General features: G+C 46.0%; 15 protein-coding genes. 10 read left to right on the forward strand and 5 right to left on the reverse strand.

The window, feature by feature from the left end:
• Positions 1 to 5: 5 nt before the first annotated feature.
• From R7Z50_RS08775 to R7Z50_RS08785, 3 genes are all read left to right on the forward strand, one after another.
• A complete protein-coding gene (locus R7Z50_RS08775; protein ID WP_206959027.1) occupies positions 6 to 3,521 on the forward strand; it encodes a hypothetical protein in 3,516 nt (1,171 codons plus the stop codon).
• A gap of 9 nt (positions 3,522 to 3,530) precedes the next feature.
• Positions 3,531 to 4,436: an OmpA family protein gene (locus tag R7Z50_RS08780; RefSeq protein WP_206959025.1), complete on the forward strand. Its 906-nt coding sequence runs from the start codon at positions 3,531 to 3,533 to the stop codon at positions 4,434 to 4,436.
• Between the two features lie 97 nt (positions 4,437 to 4,533).
• The gene (locus R7Z50_RS08785; protein ID WP_005375171.1) at positions 4,534 to 5,382 is read left to right on the forward strand and encodes a mechanosensitive ion channel family protein; all 849 of its coding nucleotides are present in this window, start codon (positions 4,534 to 4,536) and stop codon (positions 5,380 to 5,382) included.
• 95 nt (positions 5,383 to 5,477) lie between these two features.
• Here R7Z50_RS08785 and fhuB read toward each other — a convergent pair whose 3' ends face one another.
• The 4 genes from fhuB to R7Z50_RS08805 are packed head-to-tail and all read right to left on the reverse strand — an operon-like array spanning position 5,478 to position 11,301.
• Positions 5,478 to 7,445 carry a Fe(3+)-hydroxamate ABC transporter permease FhuB gene (gene fhuB / locus R7Z50_RS08790; RefSeq protein WP_206959023.1) on the reverse strand — a complete coding sequence of 656 codons (1,968 nt, stop codon included), beginning with the start codon at positions 7,443 to 7,445 and terminating at the stop codon, positions 5,478 to 5,480.
• Complete coding sequence (locus R7Z50_RS08795; RefSeq protein WP_206959020.1) at positions 7,442 to 8,371, reverse strand: iron-siderophore ABC transporter substrate-binding protein; 930 nt, start codon at positions 8,369 to 8,371, stop codon at positions 7,442 to 7,444. The genes fhuB and R7Z50_RS08795 overlap by 4 nt, the downstream gene beginning before the upstream one ends.
• On the reverse strand, positions 8,362 to 9,147 hold the full coding sequence (locus R7Z50_RS08800) for an ABC transporter ATP-binding protein (RefSeq protein ID WP_206953489.1): 786 nt from the start codon (positions 9,145 to 9,147) through the stop codon (positions 8,362 to 8,364). The genes R7Z50_RS08795 and R7Z50_RS08800 overlap by 10 nt, the downstream gene beginning before the upstream one ends.
• Before the next feature lie 51 nt (positions 9,148 to 9,198).
• Complete coding sequence (locus tag R7Z50_RS08805) at positions 9,199 to 11,301, reverse strand: TonB-dependent siderophore receptor (protein ID WP_206970759.1); 2,103 nt, start codon at positions 11,299 to 11,301, stop codon at positions 9,199 to 9,201.
• A gap of 145 nt (positions 11,302 to 11,446) precedes the next feature.
• Here R7Z50_RS08805 and R7Z50_RS08810 point away from each other — a divergent pair, with 145 nt between their 5' ends.
• The 6 genes from R7Z50_RS08810 (at position 11,447) to R7Z50_RS08835 (ending at position 18,612) form a co-directional block, all read left to right on the forward strand.
• A complete protein-coding gene (locus R7Z50_RS08810) occupies positions 11,447 to 13,300 on the forward strand; it encodes an ABC transporter ATP-binding protein (RefSeq protein WP_318149020.1) in 1,854 nt (617 codons plus the stop codon).
• 237 nt (positions 13,301 to 13,537) lie between these two features.
• Positions 13,538 to 14,572, forward strand: coding sequence for a DUF4118 domain-containing protein (locus R7Z50_RS08815; protein ID WP_176225771.1), 1,035 nt, complete (start codon positions 13,538 to 13,540; stop codon positions 14,570 to 14,572).
• Positions 14,569 to 15,267, forward strand: coding sequence for a response regulator transcription factor (locus tag R7Z50_RS08820; protein ID WP_086047254.1), 699 nt, complete (start codon positions 14,569 to 14,571; stop codon positions 15,265 to 15,267). The genes R7Z50_RS08815 and R7Z50_RS08820 overlap by 4 nt, the downstream gene beginning before the upstream one ends.
• A gap of 151 nt (positions 15,268 to 15,418) precedes the next feature.
• Complete coding sequence (locus tag R7Z50_RS08825) at positions 15,419 to 16,072, forward strand: potassium channel family protein (protein WP_005375180.1); 654 nt, start codon at positions 15,419 to 15,421, stop codon at positions 16,070 to 16,072.
• A gap of 1 nt (position 16,073) precedes the next feature.
• Complete coding sequence (locus tag R7Z50_RS08830; RefSeq protein ID WP_206970760.1) at positions 16,074 to 17,438, forward strand: TrkH family potassium uptake protein; 1,365 nt, start codon at positions 16,074 to 16,076, stop codon at positions 17,436 to 17,438.
• Positions 17,439 to 17,685: 247 nt separating this feature from the next.
• Positions 17,686 to 18,612 carry a LysR substrate-binding domain-containing protein gene (locus tag R7Z50_RS08835; protein WP_005385892.1) on the forward strand — a complete coding sequence of 309 codons (927 nt, stop codon included), beginning with the start codon at positions 17,686 to 17,688 and terminating at the stop codon, positions 18,610 to 18,612.
• Positions 18,613 to 18,705: 93 nt separating this feature from the next.
• On the opposite strand, the gene R7Z50_RS08840 is transcribed toward R7Z50_RS08835, so the two are convergent.
• Complete coding sequence (locus R7Z50_RS08840; protein WP_044129598.1) at positions 18,706 to 20,442, reverse strand: BCCT family transporter; 1,737 nt, start codon at positions 20,440 to 20,442, stop codon at positions 18,706 to 18,708.
• A gap of 319 nt (positions 20,443 to 20,761) precedes the next feature.
• Here R7Z50_RS08840 and R7Z50_RS08845 point away from each other — a divergent pair, with 319 nt between their 5' ends.
• On the forward strand, positions 20,762 to 21,949 hold the full coding sequence (locus R7Z50_RS08845; RefSeq protein ID WP_318149021.1) for an aromatic ring-hydroxylating dioxygenase subunit alpha: 1,188 nt from the start codon (positions 20,762 to 20,764) through the stop codon (positions 21,947 to 21,949).

The following is a 21,949-nucleotide window of genomic DNA, read 5'->3' on the forward strand; positions in this document are numbered from 1 at the left end:
TTATTATGATTAGATTTAGACAATCAAAACTGACAATGTGTATCGCGGCTGCGTTGCCAATACTTTCGTACGCGAAAGACACCAGCCAATTGGAGAAACTTGACAGTGACTCACTGGGTATTGAAGTAAAAGCTCACGAACAAACGGATAACTCGCGTATCTACCTAGACCAAGGTGCGATTTGGGTAAGCCGCGACATCATGCGATTTGACCCGGTACTTGACCTGAGCATTAGCAGCGATGTTGAAGTGAAAGATGGCAAGCCATTGCAAGAGATGAGCTTTGCTATCACAACCAACTTCAGCTACTACGTTGACCATTACCAACTGGAAGTCTTCCGTGGTGGTGACCGTGGCTTGGTTGACCCTTTAGCAGTGGTTGAAGGTCAGCAATTTGCCAACGATTTCAACATTGTTTGGGATGGCGCGACCGACCAAGAGTATCAATTTGAATCCAACACACAGCTGTTGTTCCGTTTAAAAGCCTTCGATAAAGACGGCAACATGGACGTGACGACGGTTGGTGTGATTGACCTTGTCGAGCCAGATTCTGAAGTCGATATCGACAAGAACGACGGTGAAGAAGAGCAAAGCCGCAAGCTTGGTAAAGCTCAGTTGATGCGTCACAACATTCCAACCTCTGCGGGTCTGGCAAGATTCATGGGTACGGGACTAAAAGGCGTCGATAAAGTCGTGATTGGCGAAGACGAGTTTGATGTGGAAGAGGGCGAGTTATACGCAGAACAGTACTTGCCAGCAGATGCGTATCTCTTCCCTACTCGTGTAGTATTCGACAGCGGTGAAGAGCGTCGCTACCAACTGTACGTGCGTATTCCTGATGAGTATTGGGTACAAGCAGGTCTTGCGGATTTCTACATCGGTAAAAACAAAGTGACGGGCAACTCCGCCGCATTAGCCGTCGACGAGCAATACCAAGATGACATCTATAACCAAGGACGCTTGGCGTACTTTGGTCAGGGTAAATTTGGCGACAAACTCAGAGTTACCACTCACTTTGATACTAAAGAGAGTGACGTGCGAGACATGTTTAAGAACCCGTTTGCCTCTGACTCATCCAGCGTATTCGACATTCTCGAAGACGACGATGAGATGTATTACGGCAACTATGGTGACAGTTCCAACATCTACAAAGTGGTAAATACCAAAGGTAAGGTTTACCTCAACGTTGAGTACGACAAATCCAATGTGTTGTGGGGTAACTACAACACTGGCATTACTGGCACCGACAACAACGATTACAACCGTAGCTTATACGGCTTTAAAGGTGACTACCGTACTCGTTCAACCACCAAGTTTGGTGAAGATCGTCTAAACATTGTTGGCTTTGCGGCTGAATCTGATTCACTCTTCGCTCACGATGAATTCCTAGGTACTGGTGGTTCGTTGTACTTCTTGCGTCATGGTGAAGTGGTACCGGGCAGTGACAAAGTGATGGTGAAAGTTGTCGACCCAGACAGCAGCATCACTGTGCAAGAAATGCCGCTGCAATCGGGGCGTGACTATGAAATCGACCCATACCAAGGCCGCATTATTCTGACCAGACCGCTGAACAACATCATTTCGGATAACTTTGGTGATGTGATAAACGACCAACCGAGTTCAGGATACAAAAACTATCTTGCGGTGGACTATGAATACGTCCCTCAAGGCAGTGACGCGCTTGACGCAATGACCGCTGGTGGTCGTGTGAAAGGTTGGGTGAACGACTACATCGGTGTGGGTGCAAACTACCAAACCGAAGAAAAAGACAACCAAGATTACGAAGCGTACGGCACGGACTTAACCTTGCGTGCATCTGAAGGGACGTACTTAAAAGCCGAATTCGGACACAGTAAAGGTCGTCAAACCGATTCCAACTACGTTTCTTTCGATGGCGGTTTAACCTTTACCCCAATTGGCAGCAACGCGGAAGATCGTGAAGGTGATATCTACCAAGTGAAAGGGGTGATGAACCTTTACGACTTAGCTCCTAACGTATTCTCTGCGGTGGGTAACGACGTTAAAGCTTGGTACAAATCCAAAGACGCAGGTTACAGTTTTGCTAGCCAAGATGATGACTTAGAGCAAGAGTCTTACGGTACCGAAATTCGTTTCCAAGCCACTGACCGAGTTGCTGTTAAGACGCGCTTTACCTCGGTTGAAGAGCGTGAATCCGATGGTGATTTGCGAACGGATACCCAGCAAGCGGAATTGGAAACCCAAGTTAAAGTCACCAAACACATCAAGATCTCGGCAGCGGGTAAACAAGTTGAAGAGCTAAACAACCAAGATGAAAAAGGCAAAGGCACGTTAGCGGGTCTGCGTGCTGACTACATCTGGGACAGCGACAACAACGTGTACATCAAAGGTCAGAAAACCGTAGGCCAAACAGACGAATACGACGAGAACGACAGCGTCACGCTCGGTGGTGAAACGCGAATTCTAGAAGACTTTGTGGTTGGCGCGGAATACACCACGGGTGATCGCGGCGATGCCGCAGAAGCGAGCGTGACGTATGACGTAACGGAAGATTACAGCACCTACTTAACCTACGTAGACGACACTTACGAAGGCAAAAACAACGTGATTGTCGGTCAACGTGCAGACCTGACTTCAACCGTCGATTTCTACCAAGAAAACCAATTTGTAGATGAGAACAACGGCAAAGGTCGTATTGACTCGTTTGGTTTTGGTTACGACATGAACGACGACATCGACATGGGGATTGGCTATCAAAAAGGCGAAATTGAAGACGACCAGAAGATCACCACAGAGCGCCAAGCCGTGAGTGTGAGCACATCCATCGATGTCGATGACGTATTGTTCAAGAACAAAGTCGAGTACCGTGTCGACAAGACCGATGATTCCGCAGACCCAGATAAAAAACGTGTCGACCAATGGGTGACGACTAACCGTTACACACATCATCTAACGGAAGAGTACACCTTGTTTGGTAAGTTCAACTACTCACGCTCAGAGAGCAAATCGAGCGATAAAGTGTTGGCTCGTTTTATTGAGTCGACCGCAGGTTTAGCATATCGCCCAATCTACAACGACCGTTTGAACGTACTTTCTCGTTATACGTATTTGGTGGACTTCGACCAACTTAACCGCGATGTGGATTACAAAGATGAAGAAAGCCACATCATCGAAATCGAAGGTATCTACTCGTTGGATGCAAACTGGGATTTAGGCGCGAAATACGCTTATAAGGACAAGCATGAAATCTTCACTCGTCAGTCAGGCGAAGACATTCCAGTCGACAGTAAAATTTCTCTCTACGGTTTGAGTGCCTCTTACCGTGTTATGAAAGATTGGGACGTGACTGGTGAGTACCACTGGAAGACGGACAGCACCTACGACGAGTTAGAGCAGGGAGCATTGGTTTCGGTTAACAAACATTTGAGCGACAACTTCAAAGTCGGCGTGGGTTACAACTTCTCAGGCTTTGATGGCAATCTAGCGAATGATGACGATTACGATGCATCAGGCGTGTTCATTAACCTAGTTGGTAAGTTATAAGAGGGCGATATGAAAACGACGATTCGTTTGTTAAGCGGCATGATCGCAGGGGCAATATTGGCAGGTTGTTCGGCGGATGCGTATGTAAGCCAAGAGAACCGAGAAAAGTTTGCCGATGTCAATGTCTCCAAGTTTCTGATCAGTGAATGTTTGGCACCGCAACGCGAAATCCATATTGCGGTAGCCGAGCATTTCGACTTCGATAAATCCATCATTCGTGAAGCCGATGCGGCAAGCCTAGGTGCGTTCATCCGTGATATTCAAGGCTTGAGCGGACGCATCACGATTGTTGGTCACACCGATTTTAAAGGCTCTGACGAATATAACGAGAAGCTGTCTATGCGACGCGCTGAATCGGTAGAAGCGTACCTTCAGCAGCAACTCGACCCAGAACAATACGATTGGGAAGTGAAGCACTTTGGTGAGTCGCAGCCGCTAGCGTTGGGTAAATCGGATCAAGCTCGTGCTGAAAACCGTCGTGCTTACGTGATGTTTGAAGAGGCGAAGAAGTACGAAGAGATGCCTTTCTGTGAGCCGCCAAAACCAGAACGTAAGATCTACATGGCGATGACACCACACTTCGATTTCGATAAGTCGGAATTAAAACCGGAAGACCTTTCACAATTAGATGATTTCATCGCAAAACTGCAAGGTTTAGAAGGTAGCATTATGGTGGCTGGTCATACCGACCAAGTGGGTTCGCTCTCTTATAATGAACAATTGGCGGAGCGAAGAGCGCAAACCGTGGTGGCGTATCTCAAGACGAAACTCGATCCATCGCAGTTTGTGTGGGAAGTAAAAGCCTTTGGTGAGCTTCAACCTGTGATCAACGAAGAATCTCCAGAAGCCAATGCTTTAAACCGCCGTGCGTTTATCGTATTTAAAGAGAGTGAACTGGGGCTACCGACTGAATAATTTGGTAAGGTTGTCCTCTCGCAAGCTAGCTATCTGTTTTCTGAGCGATATTTAGCATGAAAGGTCAACCTATCTAAACCAAACAGGGAGTCGGGTAATGGAGAAAGTGCAGTTAGTCGTCGATTTTCTTCTCACTCATAAATTGATTTTTACCGCACTGATCTTTGCGATTATGTGGTTAATTCGTCGTGCAATTTTATCGATGATTCGTGGTGATCACGCTTTTCTCTCAGAAGATCAGCGTAGTTGGATGTCCAGAACTAAAAATGGCACCTTTGCTGTTACATTACTGATTTTATTTATTTTATGGCAATCAGAAATTAACGAGTTTGCTCTGAGTGTAACGGCGATTGCCGTTGCCATTGTAGTGGCATCCAAAGAAATCATTTTGTGTTTTACGGGTTCGATTCAAAGAGCAAGTTCGCGTTCTTTTCGCGTTGGAGACTGGATTGAGGTCGGGAAGTTGTGTGGTGAAGTGATTGAGCACAATATGATGGCGACGGTGATTCAAGAGATCGACCTGCATCACGGGCAATATCATTACACCGGCAAAACAGCGACATTGCCTAATAGTATGTTCTTTACCTATCCAGTAAAGAACCTCAACTTCATGAAGCGGTACGTTTACCACAACTTTTCTGTAGTGGTGAAAGACTTCGTCAATTTGTATCCACTGTTACCGATTTTAACTGATAAAATTGAAGAACATTGCAGTTACTTTGCTGATGTTGCACATCGTTACAATGCGATGATTGAAAAACATGCCGGTGTTGACCTTCCTGGTTCTGAGCCACATATGCATATTTCTAGCAACATTAATGGTGAACAAATTCTGCACGTGATGATTTTCTGCCCAACCGATAAAGCGAACCACTTAGAGCACTTAATTCGTAAGGACTTTATGGAACTTTATGAGCAACGTTTTCCTGTAGTGCGAGAAGAATAGAGCATCGTACTTCGCCTTTAATTTCAAACCCCGCTATCAAAATAGCGGGGTTTGTTTTTCTTAGCGTATTTTTAGGCTGTAACAATATTCCCAACTTAGCTGAATTTACTCTTCAGCATTAAAAATAGGAAGTAAGTGCTGCCTATAATAGCGACCAACGTGCCAGCTGCGACCTGACTTGGATAAATAGCGATTTGTCCTAGCCAATCTGCCCACAACATTAGGGTTGCGCCAATTAAGGCACCGACACACAGTTGCTCTTTCACTTTTCTTGCTCCTAACATCATCGCCATATGGGGAGCGACCAAGCCAACAAAAGATATTGGACCAACTGTAGCGGTAGAAAAGGCGCATAACAAAGCAACGATGGTGAGCATAAGCGTATTGGCTACGGTAGGGTTAAGCCCTCGTGCATTTGAGAATTGTCGCCCGATGGAAATTAGTGTTAGCCAACGAGAAATCGAGAATACAGCGGCAACCAGAACTATTATGGCCAAACATAGCATCAGTGCGGTGTCGGCTGTGACTCGATAAATAGAACCAGTTAGCCACAATAAAATTTTGTAACTGTCACCTGAGCCTTGAGCTAGCGAAAATTGAACGAGGGCTTCTAATAGTGCCGTTAGTGCGATGCCGGACAACACGAAGTTAGATGGATTAAAATGGCTTCGTTTACCGATAATCAGCAATAACATCAATACGGACATACTTCCGAAAAAAGCGATACCCCAGCTAAATGCGGAGAGAAGCGACCCAGCGATGACTCCTGTCGTAATAATGGCAAACGTGGCTCCGGAAGACACACCGAGAATATCGGGACTTGCCAGAGGGTTATAAACAATGCGTTGCAAAATGATTCCGGCAACGGATAGCGCAATACCGACAGAAAGTGCGGTTAACATTCGCGGCCAACGCAATTGCCATTGGAACTCACCTGGCACAGACCATTGAATTCCGTTTATACCATGGGTAACGAATGAGTAAGCTAGAATCCCAACCAGACTGAATAGCGCAATGCTGCATACCGCGCGTTTAGAAAGCGCCGTTTTTCCTTGGCTCATTGAAAGGTTAAGTTGATCGGTTGCCGTCAGCTTTTTACGAGTAAACCAAATTAAAGCGGGAGCGCCAATAGCTGCAGCCGCTACGCCGCTAGGAATGGTTTCCTCTAACCATAAGCTCAGCGAGATAGCGGCAGAGTCTGTGATGATTAGTAGCATTGCGCCCAAAAGCATGCTGCTGATCAATTCGTCGCGCGGTGTTCTTGCCCCCATCGCTCTGGCAATATTGGGTGTCAGTAATCCGATGAAGCTGATAATACCAACTGCGGTGATGGAGGCGGATACCAGCCAAATACCCATCACCATTAACGCACCAAACGCGGGTAATACCGCTAAGCCTCGGGCTGCTGCGCCTTCTTGTCCTAGTTTCATTAAGGTCAGAATACGTGGTGCGACGATCAAAATTACGATTGCGATAGCGCAGCGAGGCAATAACCACTCAAACCAATCCCAGCTGTATTGAGAGAGGTCTCCTGCTCCCCACATAAAAATATTCTGTGCGAACTGGGCGTTTAAAATAATAATGGCTGTGGCGATAGAACCGAGCAAGATATTGATCACCATCCCCGAAACGACCAACGGCAAACCTGTCATATTACGCACACCGGCAATTGATACGATCAGGCCAAACGCCACTAAAGCCCCAAACATTGCGGCTAATGCAGAGTAATCGGCGACCCAATCGACGAACCAAATGTTTACCACGACTAATGCAAGCCAAGCACCAGAAGAGGTGCCAAGAGTCAACGGCGAGGTGAGGTTATTCTGCGTTAATTGCTGCATTAAGCTGCCGGTGAGACCAAGCATGGCACCAACAAGCAGGGTCATACTTAACCTAGGAAGCTGCGCTTGCGTAAAGAATACATCACGAAACTCGGTTGCTACCTCTGGTTTTGTTAATAATTGCCATTGTTCGAAAAGTGATAAATTAGTATCAATTTGTAGGCTAAAGACGCTAAGTAACGTAATCAGCGCCAGATAACCAATATAATGTTTCGTTCTCATTGTTCTGGTGCCAACTCTATTAGACTGTCGGTAATCGCTTCAGCGGTGTATTGCAAAGACATGGCACCGCCATACGCCCACACTGCTCTGACTGAATTTACCCGCTGCTTTTTCACAAACGGCATCGCTTGCCAAAGTGGCGACTCTTTCAGTTTTCGTTCTTCTGGGAAAGGTTGTACGTAGAGAACGTAGCTGTTTTGAAGGCCCTGAAGCCGATTGATTCGATCTTGCTTTACTCCCCACGCTCGTGGGTCCTCTTTAATTGGAGCCTGTAATCCCAGTTTTCTAACCACGTAGTCAGTGGTGGAGTTTTCGGTTGCAAGTAATACAGTATTCGGAGTTGAAAATCGCATCACAAGAACGCTGAGTGGAGAAGAGTAATAGTGGCGAATTCGCTGGCGCATCTGCGCAAATGAAGCATCTAATTCTGCCAGTTTCTGTTCAGCAAGTGCCTCTTTATTGAATAGCTTGCTGAGCGTACGAAAGTGACGAATGGCCGTTTCAGCTGCGGCCTCATTTTCAGAAAAATTAGGTAAATAGATTACCGGAGCAATTTGTTTGAGTAACGGAATCAAGTCTTGCTGTGGAGACGCAGCAAGGATGACATCTGGTTTCAAACTGGCTATTTTTTCTAAGTTGGGTTCTGCTCGGGTTCCAATATCTTCAATTGACTCTGGTGCAGTTGGATTGACGACCCATTGGCGGTAGCCTGGTAAATTTGGGGCTGCGATTGGTTCTACGTTTAGCGCCAAAACTTGTTCTAAGATGTCCCAGTTTAAGGCTACAACGCGTTGAGGCGCTTGCTCAAAACTATGCTCGCCATATTCATCGGTAACGGTGATGACTGCATGTGCATTGGTCATAAAAAATGCGAGGAGAAAAGCAGATTGTGTAACCACGGTAAGTAAACGAGCCATTATGCGCATACAACAGCCACCTTTTGGCTCGCTAATGTGTTAGCCGGGCTTGGGTGCTCAATCAGCTTAATTGGTGACTCATATAGTTTAGAAAGGCGTGCCTCGTCTAACAACATGTCGGCGTTGCCTTCAAAGGCAATTTTACCTTTTTTGAGCGCAACAATGTGGGTGGCGTAGCGCAGGGCTAAGTTCAGATCGTGCAGGATCACGATAATGCCTACGTTCTCGGTTCGATTCAGTTCTGCCAGCAGCGCCATTAGTTGAAACTGATGGTGAACATCGAGCGCCGAGGTTGGCTCATCGAGAATTAAAATTGGCGATTGTTGAGCCAGTAGCATAGACACCCAAGCGCGTTGGCGCTCGCCGCCCGATAAGTCATCCGCCAAAGCTTGAGCAAAAGGTGTAACTCCTGTTCGTTCCATAGCCTGCGTGATGATTTGTTTGTCTTCAGTTTTCCAACGACCAAGTGCCCCACGCCACGGAAAGCGACCTAAGCGCACTAGCTCTTCTACCGTTAAACCAGCTGAAGAGGGCAGCTTTTGTGGCAAATAGGCGATCTGTTTTGCCAACTCTTTGGTTTTGAGTGATGAAAGGGAAGTATCGTTTAGTGTTACCATGCCTTTATCTGGTGGCATTTGACCAGAAAGCAGGTTCACCAGTGTCGACTTACCTGAACCGTTATGGCCTAAAACGACCGTTAGCTCATTTGTTGGGATGTTAAGTTGTTCGATGCCGAGGATCTGACGTCCACCTCGCACGATCTCAATATTAGACAGTTGAAACATGGATGGCTCTTAGGAGAAAACTCCCCTCAATAGAGGGGAGTAGAAGTACAATTACCAGCGGTAGTTTGCGTTTAGCATAACAGAGCGAGACTGGCCGTAGTAACACCAGTAATCGCAACCTGAAACAAACTCTTTATCTAGGATGTTGTTCACGTTTAGCTGTGCTTGCCACTGTGAAGTGATGTCGTAAGTGACTGACGCATCCCAAAGAGTGACTGAAGGAACCGTTAGGTTCGAGCTCTTAGGGTTATCTTTTGACTCACCTACGTAGCGCACACCAGTACCGATATTGAGGCCTGGAATCAGGCTGTAGGCGCTGTAGTCTACCCATGCAGAAGCTTGGTGCTCAGGAATAAGTGCGGCTTGTTTTTTACCTTGGCCAAAGCTCTCATCTGTTTTCGCTTTAGTGTAGGTGTAGCTTGCCATCAGTTTTAGATCGTCGGTTAGCTGCGCCGTGCTTTCTAGCTCAACACCTTGAGATGTCACTTCACCTGTTTGTGTCGCAATCCATGTTGATGGGTTTGTGACCAATGCATTCTTTTGCGTGATGTCGAACCATGCAAGGTTGATAAAGCCATCCATAAAGCTTGGCTCATACTTCACCCCCACTTCTACTTGCTCGCCTTCCAGCGGTTTGTAAAGTTCATTGGTTGCCGTATCAATAGTGCTGATCACTTCAAACGACTGAGAGTAGTTTGCGTAAGGTGACAGGCCATTGTTTGCAAGGTACATCACACCCGCACTTAGAGATAGCTGACCATCATCACGAGATTCACTTTGATCAACGGTAGCGCCTTTGCCAGAGTTTTCTGTTTTCACCCAGTCGTAACGAGCACCGATGTTACCAATCCACTGTTCATGCAGTTTCAATTGGTATTGTGAATAGAGACTTGCTTGAGATTTCTCAATCTCACGTTTCACGTTGTCGGCAGGATCAAGAGGGGTGAAGTTGCCGTAAACTGGGTTCCACGGGTTGATAGTGCCAAATGCATAGTTGTCTTGCTCGTCGCCATCGGTTTTGTGGAATTGCAGATCCATACCGATAAGCACTGTGTGCTCTGCGTTGTCTGTCATCCAGTTGCCGACAGCATTGTTATCGAACGTGATGCTCTGGTTTTTTCCGTCACGGAATACGATGCCTTGCGTTAACTCTTCTTTCGCTGGATCGTTGTTTGAGAACGCGTAAGAGCTGCGCAAGTACAACTCATTCGAACCGTAGTTGAGGTTTTGCGAGAGTGACCACGTGTCATTGATGTCGTGCTCTAGTAAGTAACCCAGAGAAAACTGCGTGCGTTCGTATTTATCGTAGTTTGGCTGACCAAGGTTAGTCGAAGGATCGATTTTGCCAAAGTTAGAACCAATCAGAGTACCTGCTGCCGGGAAGAATGGGTTAGTTGGTACACCGTCATCATGAAGGTAAGTTGCCAAAACGGTCAGCATTGTACGGTCAGAAATGTCGAACTCGACACTTGGCGCTAGGTAGAAACGCTCGTTATTTGTGCCGTCCAGTTCACCATCTTGGCTTGTCATCAAGCCAACCAAACGATAGCGCACAGTGCCTGCGTCGTTTGCTTCGTCAGCAATGTCAAAACCTACGGATTGGTGTTGGTTGTTGCCAACTTCGACTTTTACTTCGCCTTGAGGCGTAAACGTTGGTTTTTTCTGAACCGCATTCACGATACCGCCTGGTGCCGATTCACCAAACAGAATAGCCGATGGACCTTTAACGACTTCTACACTTTCTAGGCCGTAAGGTTCGACCAACCATGTGTAGTAACCATCGCGGAATAGGCGGTTGCCGTTTAGGTAAGTCGCTGCATCAAATCCACGAACTTTGAACCAATCAGTGTCGTTGTCTGCGCCATAAGGCTGAGCGGTTACACCAGACGTGTAGCGTAATGCTTCATCTAGCTTTTTCGGTGCACGAATACGAAGTTCATCTTCAGAAATGATAGATACGCTGCGCGGCGTTTCTGCTGCCGGGGTTTCTACTTTAAGTGCTTGCGCGGTGACCGTTATGGTCTCCATGGCAATCACGTCATCTTGTACGACGTCTTCTTGAGCTTGTGCTGTGAATGCAACCACTGCTGTAGGTGCTAAAGCACAAACCAACGCGTTGCGGATAGCGATGGTCAGTGAGTTATTCTTTTGCATAAATCTATTCCCGATAATTATGATTAACGCTAAGCTTAATTGTAATTATTATCATTTGAGCTTTTGTTTCGGTATTTTACTGACTTTTGTATCAAAAGATAGTAAAACGTTCGCAAATTCATTCGCGGTACCTAAAGTCATTGTTATGTTCAATTGGTTTGAAAAGCTGACCCAACCCTTTCCCCAGATGGAAACCGAAAAGCCACCGAAGACGCTATTTGGCTTTTGTCGTTTTTACACTCGTGGCTTTGAAGCCCCTTTACTCGTTATGGCTGTGTTCAGTGCGCTTATTGCCATTACTGAGGTGACGCTGTTGCGTTATATGGGCGAGCTCGTCGATATTCTCTCTAATCAAGATCGCGCAACATTCTGGCAAGACCAGGGTGATCGCATGCTAATGATGCTGTTCTTAGTGGCGGTTGTGATGCCAGCTCTCGGTTTTGTCCACTCAATGGTGATGCACCAAACGTTATTGGGTAACTACCCGATGTCTATCCGTTGGTTGATTCACCGTTACTTGCTAAAACAAGCGGTTGGATTTTTCCAGCGTGACTTTGCAGGCCGAGTTGCGACCAAAGTGATGCAAAGTGCGTTAGCGGTACGAGAAACGGTCATGAAGCTGGTGGATGTACTGGTTTATATCAGCGTTTATTTTCTTTCGATGCTCTGGATGATGGGCGAAGCCGATGGTTTGCTAATGTTACCTATTGTGATTTGGATAGGAATGTACGCGGTTATCCAGTTCTACTTTATCCCTAAAATGAAACAAGTAGCGACAGAGCAAGCGGATGCTCGTTCTGTAATGACTGGGCGCATTGTCGATTCTTACACCAACATATCTACCGTAAAGCTATTCGCACACTCGCAACGAGAGTTGGAATACGCAGAAAGCAGCATGAAGCAATTTTTGGTGACGGTTTACCGCCAAATGCGCATGGTGACTTGTTTACTGTTTAGTGTGGATGCCATCAACTATTTGCTGCTGATGTCTATTAGTGCCATTTCGGTTTATCTATGGCTAGATCACGCTGTAACAATTGGTGCTATTGCGATTGCCATCAGTATTGCGTTGCGCGTACAAGGTATGTCGAAGTGGATCATGTGGGAAGTTAGCGCACTGTTTGAAAACATCGGTACAGTAGTAGACGGTATTAATACGATTTCAAACGATGTTGAAGTGAAAGACGTACCAAATGCTAAGCCTTTGCAAATCTCCCAAGGTGAGATCTGCTTTGATCACGTAGGTTTTAACTACAGTGACGAGAAGGCGGTATTTGAGAACTTGAACCTGACTATCAAACCGGGCGAAAAAGTCGGCATTGTCGGTCGTTCTGGGGCAGGTAAATCCACGTTGGTCAACTTGTTGCTGCGTTTTTACGACGTAAATACCGGTAAGATTTGTATTGATGGACAGGACATTTCTCAAGTCGAACAAGAGTCGCTTCGCCAACACATCGGTATGATCACGCAAGACACCTCTTTGCTGCATCGTTCAATTAAAGAGAACATTCTTTACGGTGATCCAGATGCTTCAATGGATGCCGTTATCGCAGCTGCTGAGAAAGCACATGCTCATGATTTCATTCAATCTCTACGAGACGAGCAAGGTAACGTTGGCTATGACGTTGAAGTGGGTGAACGCGGTGTGAAGCTGTCTGGTGGTCAGCGTCAACGTGTGGCGATTGCTCGCGTTCTGCTGAAAAACGCGCCAATTTTGATCATGGATGAAGCAACGTCTGCACTTGATTCAGAAGTAGAATCGGCAATTCAAGAAAACCTTGAAGTTCTGATGGAAGGAAAAACAGTGATTGCGATTGCTCACCGTTTATCAACGATTGCCGCGATGGATCGTTTGATTGTAATGGATGACGGCAAAATCATTGAGCAAGGCTCGCATTACGAGCTGCTGCAATTGGGTGGTGTTTACGCTCAGTTGTGGAAGCATCAAACCGGCGGATTTTTGTCTGAGCAAGGTGATGCTCAACTGCAAGTCACCTAATATGACGCTACACGAAAGAGGAGCAAATGCTCCTCTTTTTTGTGTCTGTCGTTTATACCGAGTAAGTAGGTGTTAATGGGCAACGTTAACTTGTGATTATTCATTGAGTTAGGCCAACTTAATGATGATTATGTTTATAACTCACTGTCGTTATTGAATTTTTTACGCTTTTTTTACGCGAACTCCGAATGGGCTTTTGCTAAAGTTTTCTACATCGAATTTTGGTTGATGTATTTTATGTTTGTTCAATGGCGAGATAACACCTTTCTCTTTTCTACTACCGTGATTGTTGGTGCGGTTGTCGTCTCATGGCTGTTAGACCAACTGTTTGGCTCTACAGCCGCAGTCCTGCTGATTTTACAGTTAGCGGTCGTGGTAGTGGCGTTTCAATGCAACTCGCGATTCGCTTATGCAGCGGCGGTGATCGAAGCGTTGAGCTTCAACTTCTTTTTCACGACGCCTCGTTACTCTTTGCAGATGTTTCGTCCGGAAGACATTTTTAATTTAGTCGTGTTTATGGTGGTGGCATTTATCACCAGCACCTTTGCGGATCTTTATCGTCGCCAGCAGGGAGAGTTAAAACAAACCAAGCTGCAAAACAGCATCCTGCTATCGGTGTCCCATGACCTACGCACGCCGCTGGCAACCATTATTGGAACATTGACCACACTCAACGAGTACATGCCCAAGCTCAATGACTTAGAGCGCAAAGAATTGCTCGACAGTGCGACTTCAGAAAGCCACCGTTTGCACCAATATATCGAGAACCTTTTACAGGCGACTAAGCTCCAGCATGGCACATTAAAAATTACCAAAAAAGATGAGCTGATTGCAGATATTGTGCGGGATGCGGTTTCTCGTTTGCCGAATTACACCGAGAAAGTGTCCATGAATATGGATGATTCCGTTGGTTATTTATCAGTAAGTCGTTCGCTCATCGAACAAGCGATTTTTAATGTGCTGGATAATGCCATGCGATTTTCACCAGAGAATGAATCTGTTGAGGTTTCACTTTCTAAGCAGGGTTTGTCGTGCGTGATTGATGTTCGGGACATGGGGATTGGCATCAAAGCTGAAGATGCGGAAAAAATATTCAACCTTTTCTATTCCGGCGCGAACAACAAATCGGCCGATTCAGGCACCGGAATGGGACTCGCGGTTGCCAAAGGCATCATCATCGCACACCAAGGAGAGATTCAATCTATGCCAGTATCAGAAGGGACGCTGATCCGCATTCTACTTCCACTCAATCAAGGAGCAGAGCAGGCGTGAGTTACAAAGTTTTAGTCGTGGACGATGAGCCTCGCATTCATACCTTTATTCGAATTTCGCTGTCTGCTGAAGGGTTTGATTACATTGGCGCGAGTACCATTGCAGAAGCCAAAGCGTGTTTCGAAGCACATTCGCCGCACGTCATTCTGCTAGATTTAGGCTTGCCCGACGGCGATGGGAAGGAGTTTCTCACTACGCTTCGTCAGACGTATAAAACGCCAGTGCTAGTGCTGACGGCTCGCGATCAAGAAGAGGAAAAAATCCGCCTTTTAGAAGCGGGCGCGAATGATTACTTGAGCAAGCCTTTTGGTGTAAAAGAGCTCATCGCGCGCATCAAAGTGCTGGTTCGAGATTTGGTGGATGAGCAATCCATCGCTGATGAGCTGGTGGCTGGCCGAGTCAAAATCATCAAAAGCACTCACCAATTTTGGTTGGATCAGAGGGAAATTCCACTCACCAAGAAAGAGTTTTCTTTCATTGAACAATTGATTCTCAAGCCGGGAAAACTCATTGAGCAAACTCATTTGCTAGCGGTGATTTGGGGAAAAAGTCATGTCGAAGATACTCACTACTTACGCGTGCTAGTGAGTCAACTACGCAAAAAACTGAACGATAGTGCTGACGAACAGCGGCTATTAAAAACCGAGCCGGGGCTGGGTTATCGTTTAGTGCTTGAGACGTCCAAGCACCACTAAATTCCAAATTTAATCAACGTTAATGCCAAGGTTTAGTGCTGGTTATCAGCACTCGAACAGGATTCGTGTTGCCTATTTTCCGCGACGGAAAATCAGTCTAGCCCTTAACGCATTAGCATTTTCTATACATAAAACACAGTTAGGTATTGATATGGCTCACTTTACAGTAATTGGTTTAGGGCGATTTGGCGTTGCCGCCAGCTTAGAACTTATTCATCTTGGACACACCGTAACGGGGGTGGATAGCGACCCGAAAATCGTCGAAAAATACGTCGAAGAGTTAACGCAAGCGGTCATATGTGACGCAACAGACGAAGGTGCACTCAGAGAGTTAGCGCTAGCGAACAGTGATGTGGTGTTGGTGGCGATTGGCGAAGACATGCAAGCCAGTTTGTTGTGTACGCTGGCGCTGAAAAATCTGGGTGTGAAATCTATTTGGGTCAAAGCTAGCACCAAAGCGCACCATACCATCGTGTCTAAGCTTGGTGTACAACGCATTATTCATCCGGAAGAGGAGATGGGCGTAAGAGTCGCGCAGGCACTCAACTATCCGATGGTGAATAACTATTTGGAAATGGGGCATGGTTTGTATGTGGTGGAAATCCACGTTAAATCCAATCTGCACGATACACCGCTTTCTAAGTTGATCAGCCGAGGCAGTTACAACATTCAGCCGATATTGGTGAAGCGCGAAGAAGCCGTCTACACCAATATCAATGATGAGTTTGTGCTTAATGAGTTCGACACGCTGTTGCTTTGCGGTAGTCGCGCTGAGCTGAAATACGTCGCTCCAAGGTTGGTGTAACATGGTTTTGTGGCATCCCTCTATTATCCCAATCGAGCGAAAACCCAAAGCGGGCAAAAAATTGTTGGGCGCACCGCCATTGATACTTAGCCTCAGCTTTGCGTGCTTGATCATGCTCGGCACGGTCTTACTCAAACTGCCGATTGCCACCACAGAGCCCATCACTTGGATTCAAAGCCTGTTTACTGCGACATCGGCCATTACGGTGACGGGATTAGTTGTGGTGGACACGGGCACGGCGTTTACGCCTTTTGGGCAAGTGGTTATTGCTTTCCTGATTCAATGTGGTGGCCTAGGTTTGATGACGTTTGCTATCGTGACCTTGCTGGCTCTGGGCGGAAAAATTGGCTTTTTGGAGCGAGCAGTCGCGAGAGAGGCGTTCAACCAGACTGATTCATCGACACTCATTGCCACTGCTAAATCTGTATTGATGTTCGCTCTGCTCGTTGAACTTATTGGTTTCACTATTTTGAGCGTTTATTGGAGTGAAGAGCTGGGTTGGGAAACCAGTTTGTTCCATGGTTTCTTCTACACCATCAGTGCGTTTAACAATGCAGGTTTTGCGTTGAGTGCCGATAGCTTAATGCCTTACTTGGACGACCCGATCGTTAACTTCACCATTACCAGTTTGTTCATTATTGGTGGTTTAGGCTTCTCGGTTTGGATTGACTTAAAACGCAATCGCCGTTGGCATCGACTCACCGTTTACAGTCGAATGATGATCTTAGGCACGATGATCATTAACGTGGTGGCACTTATCGCGATTTATCTGATTGAATATGACAACCCCAACACGCTTGCCCCGTTGAGCGAAGCAGGGAAATGGTGGGCATCGTGGTTTCAAGCGGTGACGCCAAGAACGGCAGGGTTCAACACTTTAGCTATCGATCAGTTGGAAGATGCCACAACGGCGATCATTCTGGTGTTGATGTTTATCGGCGGTGGATCATTGAGTACGGCAAGTGGCATTAAAGTTGTGACATTTATAGTGTTAGTCTTGGCGACTTACAGCTATTTGCGTCGCGATGAAGCAACCTATGCCTTTCAACGCGAGATTCCCAAAGAGACCATCAGCAAGGCATTGGCGCTGACTCTGATCTCGGTGGGGGTGACTTGGTTTGCCATATTCACGCTGTTACTGACAGAGAAAGCGTCTATGTTAGACATTATGTTCGAAGCGGTCTCGGCACTGGGTACGGTTGGGTTATCGCGAGGCTTAACGGGCAGTTTATCCGAACCGGGTGAGTTAGTGATCATCTTCATGATGTTTATGGGACGATTAGGCCCCCTTACTTTGGCGTACTTCTTAGCCAGTCCAAGAAAGAAAAAAGCGCGTTACGCGAGCACTAAACTGGCAATAGGGTAAATGGGCTAACTCGTACAAAGTGAGCAAAAGGCTAGACAAAAGAGGAGTAACTGCTCCTCTTTTTGTGCTCGTTGTAGCCACGAAACTGTATACGGCAGTCTCTCTCACAACAATTTATGATTCATCTCTATTTTTTATCATTTATAAATTGTCGTTTTTGAGGTGTTGTCCAGAATGGCATTATCCACGTGCAACATAAGATTGCCGGGAATAAAAATAATTACAATACTGCCTTACTGGAAGATACATGAAAATCAAACCCCTCCCACCTTTAAATAGCCTCGTTGCGTTTGAAGCGTCGGCGCGGCACTTGAGTTTTACATTAGCCGCTGACGAGCTAAACGTGACCCAAGGTGCTATCAGTCGCCAAATTAGACAATTAGAAGAATACTTAGGCAAGGCTATGTTCACGCGAGCCAATCGAAGCATTAATTTAACGCCTACAGGTCTTCAATATTATCAAGCTGTCAGCCAATCTTTGCTCGATATTGCTCAAATCACGGGTGAAGTGAAGAAGTGGCAGGGCGAACAAAAGATCACGGTTGCGACGACAAATGCAATGGCAGCCTTGTGGTTGTTGCCTAAGGTTGCTCAATTTCAAAATGAACATGATGACATCGATATAAGAATATTGGCCTCAGATAATGTGTTGGACTTACGCCGATTAGATTGCGATCTCGCCTTGTTTTATTGTCGCACTCCACCTGCGGAAATGGATGTGACAACGCTATTTTCAGAAGAAGTATTCCCTGTGTGTAGCCCGCTTTATTTAGAGAAAATCGGCCAGCCTAGTGAGCCAGAAGAAATCTTCAATAAAACGTTACTCTATCTGGAGGAGTCTCAAAGAGATTGGGTGAATTGGGAGCAGTGGTTTGCGAGTGTAGGATTGCCAAATATTTCGCCTCGTAATCGCATGAACATCAATAACTATCCAATGCTGTTACAAGCGGCAATTAATGGTCAGGGCATCGCGTTAGCCTGGGGATCATTAGTGGACGACTATTTACAAAGCGGTGCTTTAGTTAGGCCAGTCGAACACGTGCTTTCAACACCTTCCAATTTCTCTATGCTTGAACCTAAAAATAGAGGTTTAATCCCAGCAAGCGTCAAGCGTTTTAGAGAGTGGCTTTTGCAACAGTTGCCAGATGAGGTGGGTGATCGAGGTTTAGCCTAAATCAATAAGCAGAGAAAATAACAGAGTTTGGTCATGTTAAAAAGCGGGAGTACCAGTTCCCGCTTTGTTTTAATTGATTGATGAAACGACGCACTAACTTAGTACTGGTCCCTGATTGAGTGTGGAATCATCTTTTAGTGAGGATGTTGAAGCGATAGGCTCGGAAACCACTGTTTTGCTTTCAACAAGCGGTTCAACAGGACCATCAAGTTTCTCTTGCTCTGGGTGAACGTGCTCTGGAAGCATTGCCCATGGCTTAGGTTCGCGTCGAATACTATGAAACAGCGTTAAGCTCATCACTGCGATAAAAATGGCGATAGGGAAACCGGCAATAATGGAGGCCGTTTGCATTGCTTTTAACCCTCCTGCGTATAGAAGTACTCCCGCAATGGCTGCGATCATGATCCCCCACAATACGCGTATAGAGGTAGGAGGCTCACTGTGCCCAGCGGCATCGAGGGTACATAGAACCAAGGTACCCGAGTCTGCGGAGGTAATGAAATAAGTACCGAGTAATAGACACGCAAGCACGCTAAGTAGTTTACCAAACATACCTGTATCTAGATTGTCGAATAGCGTAAACAAAGCGCGTGTCGTATCGGCTTTAGTCGCTTCAAGAATCGGGCCGCCAGAAAAATCCGCAGGTGGTGTTTGTTTGGCTTCTTGTGCCGCAGTGACTTGCTCTTGATGAGCAACACGAGCGTCTTGCTCTACCTTCAACGCTGCACCACCAAATACTGAAATCCATAAAAACGTGATTAGCGTAGGTACGATTAATGCGCCACCGATAAGTTCACGTATTGTGCGTCCTTTAGAGATACGAGCTACAAACATGCCAACGAAAGGCGCCCAAGTCATCCACCAAGGCCAGTAATAAGCCGTCCACCAGTTTTGCCAGCCAGAGTCATTCTGTGCATCGCTCCATAAGCTCATACCGACAATGTTTTGTGCATAAAGCCCCGTACTTTCGAGTAGCGTATTTAAGATATAGCGAGTTGGACCAATGTAAAGTACGACTAGCACGAGTGCGAGTGAAAGCAGCATGTTCCATTCTGATAAACGGCGAATACCTTTTCCTACACCAGATAGCACCGACGCAACCGCACAAGTACAAAGGGAAACGATAATAAAGAGTTGAATCCCCAAACTAATGTCTAGACCAAAGGCTTGATTCAAACCAGAGTTTATTTGGATAACTCCCATCCCCAAGGTTTGAGAGATACCGAAAGCAGTCACCGCGACTGTTAGGATATCAACCGTGTGCCCGATAGGCCCATAAATACGATCACCAATCAAAGGGTACAAGATAGAGCGTAGGGTAAAAGGCAGATCTTTACGGTAGGAAAAGTAAGCTAATGCGAGTGCAACAATGATAAAGACAGACCAAGGATGTAGACCCCAGTGAAAGAATGTCAGTTTCATTGATGTTGTTGCGGCTTCATTGGTCAGGCCTTGAGTAAATGGGTTGTCAGCGTAATGCCACATCGGTTCGGCGACCGACCAGAAAATTAAGCCTATCCCCATGCCTCCGGAAAAAAGCATGGATACCCAAGACAAATAACTAAACTCTGGTTTTTCGTCATCTTTACTCAAACGAATATGCCCATATCGACTAACCATAAGGTAAAGAAGAAAACCGACAACGAGTGAAACAAGTCCGATGTAAAACCACTTCATATTCTGTAGCAAAATGCCGGAAATCGTTTCGAAGTATTGGCCCGCTTGATTGGCGAGAATTGCGCAGAAAAGTACAAAACCGATAACGACGATCTTTGATGCGATTGTCACAGTCGGATTGAGTCCTTTCAATATCCCAGATGTTGCTCTCATAGGCATCCCTCACAGTGCGTTTGTTTTAACGTTATTGTTTGTTGCGTTATTGTTAATTTTTGAAAGAGAGTAGAGAGAGGGCTTTTGTGTTTCAACTGATTAATACTCATCGGTTAATGAGTATTAATCATGACAAGAAGATCATTGTTAATTAAAAGGTTATTTTTTTGTTCGAGATCAATGCATGAATGACAAAAACTCATCCAAGCCCGGCGAAAAAGTCGTTTGTTTGTTGCCGGGTTGTTAATCAAAATTATCTCCACTAACACAACACGATGTTGTACGCACTGGATGCAACTCGACTCTCGGAGATAAGAATATGAGCAATGTCAACCAAACCATTATTCCTGTTGAACTTGTTGATAATGTACTGAACCCAATCAGTGAAGCAACAGGAATGCCGAATCAGGCCTACACCAGCGAAGAGTATTTTACTTTTGAGCGTGATCAGGTGTTTGGTAACACTTGGGTATGTATTGGTTTTGCATCAGACCTGCTTAAAAATGGTTATGTAATGCCACTTGATTTCATGAATCTTCCACTACTCATGATGAGAAATCGTCAAGGTGAAGTCCAAGTCTTCCACAACGTGTGTAGCCACCGAGGTATGAAGCTGGTTCATGAGGCAGGCGAAGTTCAAGGCATGATTCGCTGTCCTTACCATTCATGGACGTACGATCTTGACGGCAATCTAAAAGGCACACCACACATCGGTGGTATCGCAAAACACAAAGATGACCGATTTAAGTGTGAAAAGCATGGCCTTAAGCCACTTCGTTCAGCCGTTTGGATGGACATGGTATTCGTCAACTTATCGGACAATGCTGAAAGCTTTGAAGAGCATATCGCGCCGCTAGAGCAACGTTGGCAGCAGTTCTTAGGTGAAGATGGGTTAGGTCTTCTTCGCCGCGTGAACATGGGTGGCAACTTAGAGATAGAAGTGAAAAGTAACTGGAAGCTTGCCGTAGAAAACTACTGTGAGGCTTACCACTTACCTTGGGTGCACCCGAGTTTGAACAGTTATTCTCGCCTAGAGGATCACTACAACATCATGTTTGCAGAGCGCTTTGCTGGTCAAGGTAGTCTCGCGTACAACCTTTCTGATACAGCAGGAACACACTTACCTAAATTTCCAAGCTGGCCAGAAGATAAACTGCGTCATGCAGAATACGTTGCACTCTTTCCAAACGTGTTGCTTGGTATTCAAGCCGATCATGCCTTTGCAATGATGATTGAACCAATCACTGCGAATAAAAGTGTTGAGCACCTACGTGTTTTCTATGTGGGTGATGAAGCAACGAAAGATGAGTTCGCGGCGTGCCGTACTGCTACCGTTGAGTCATGGCGAGTTGTATTCGGCGAAGATATTGGAGCGGTCGAAGGTATGCAGGAAGGTCGTTACTCACCTGGCTTTGGTGGTGGTGTGTTCTCACCAGAAATGGATGTTCCGACGCATTTCTTCCAAACCTGGTTGGCAAAGCAAGTGAAAGCGGCACTGGAGCAGTAA

Source organism: Vibrio sp. 1249-1 (assembly GCF_033340495.1).

What these genes read in the sequence shown, in the direction of transcription:
- R7Z50_RS08840 (WP_044129598.1), bottom strand. Translation starts at nt 20,442, where the DNA reads ATGAGAGCAACATCTGGGATATTGAAAGGACTCAATCCGACTGTGACA.
- R7Z50_RS08785 (WP_005375171.1), top strand. Translation starts at nt 4,534, where the DNA reads ATGGAGAAAGTGCAGTTAGTCGTCGATTTTCTTCTCACTCATAAATTG.
- R7Z50_RS08845 (WP_318149021.1), top strand. Translation starts at nt 20,762, where the DNA reads ATGAGCAATGTCAACCAAACCATTATTCCTGTTGAACTTGTTGATAAT.
- R7Z50_RS08780 (WP_206959025.1), top strand. Translation starts at nt 3,531, where the DNA reads ATGAAAACGACGATTCGTTTGTTAAGCGGCATGATCGCAGGGGCAATA.
- R7Z50_RS08815 (WP_176225771.1), top strand. Translation starts at nt 13,538, where the DNA reads ATGTTTGTTCAATGGCGAGATAACACCTTTCTCTTTTCTACTACCGTG.
- R7Z50_RS08810 (WP_318149020.1), top strand. Translation starts at nt 11,447, where the DNA reads ATGTTCAATTGGTTTGAAAAGCTGACCCAACCCTTTCCCCAGATGGAA.
- R7Z50_RS08805 (WP_206970759.1), bottom strand. Translation starts at nt 11,301, where the DNA reads ATGCAAAAGAATAACTCACTGACCATCGCTATCCGCAACGCGTTGGTT.
- R7Z50_RS08835 (WP_005385892.1), top strand. Translation starts at nt 17,686, where the DNA reads ATGAAAATCAAACCCCTCCCACCTTTAAATAGCCTCGTTGCGTTTGAA.
- R7Z50_RS08775 (WP_206959027.1), top strand. Translation starts at nt 6, where the DNA reads ATGATTAGATTTAGACAATCAAAACTGACAATGTGTATCGCGGCTGCG.
- R7Z50_RS08825 (WP_005375180.1), top strand. Translation starts at nt 15,419, where the DNA reads ATGGCTCACTTTACAGTAATTGGTTTAGGGCGATTTGGCGTTGCCGCC.
- R7Z50_RS08795 (WP_206959020.1), bottom strand. Translation starts at nt 8,371, where the DNA reads ATGCGCATAATGGCTCGTTTACTTACCGTGGTTACACAATCTGCTTTT.
- fhuB (WP_206959023.1), bottom strand. Translation starts at nt 7,445, where the DNA reads ATGAGAACGAAACATTATATTGGTTATCTGGCGCTGATTACGTTACTT.
- R7Z50_RS08800 (WP_206953489.1), bottom strand. Translation starts at nt 9,147, where the DNA reads ATGTTTCAACTGTCTAATATTGAGATCGTGCGAGGTGGACGTCAGATC.
- R7Z50_RS08830 (WP_206970760.1), top strand. Translation starts at nt 16,074, where the DNA reads ATGGTTTTGTGGCATCCCTCTATTATCCCAATCGAGCGAAAACCCAAA.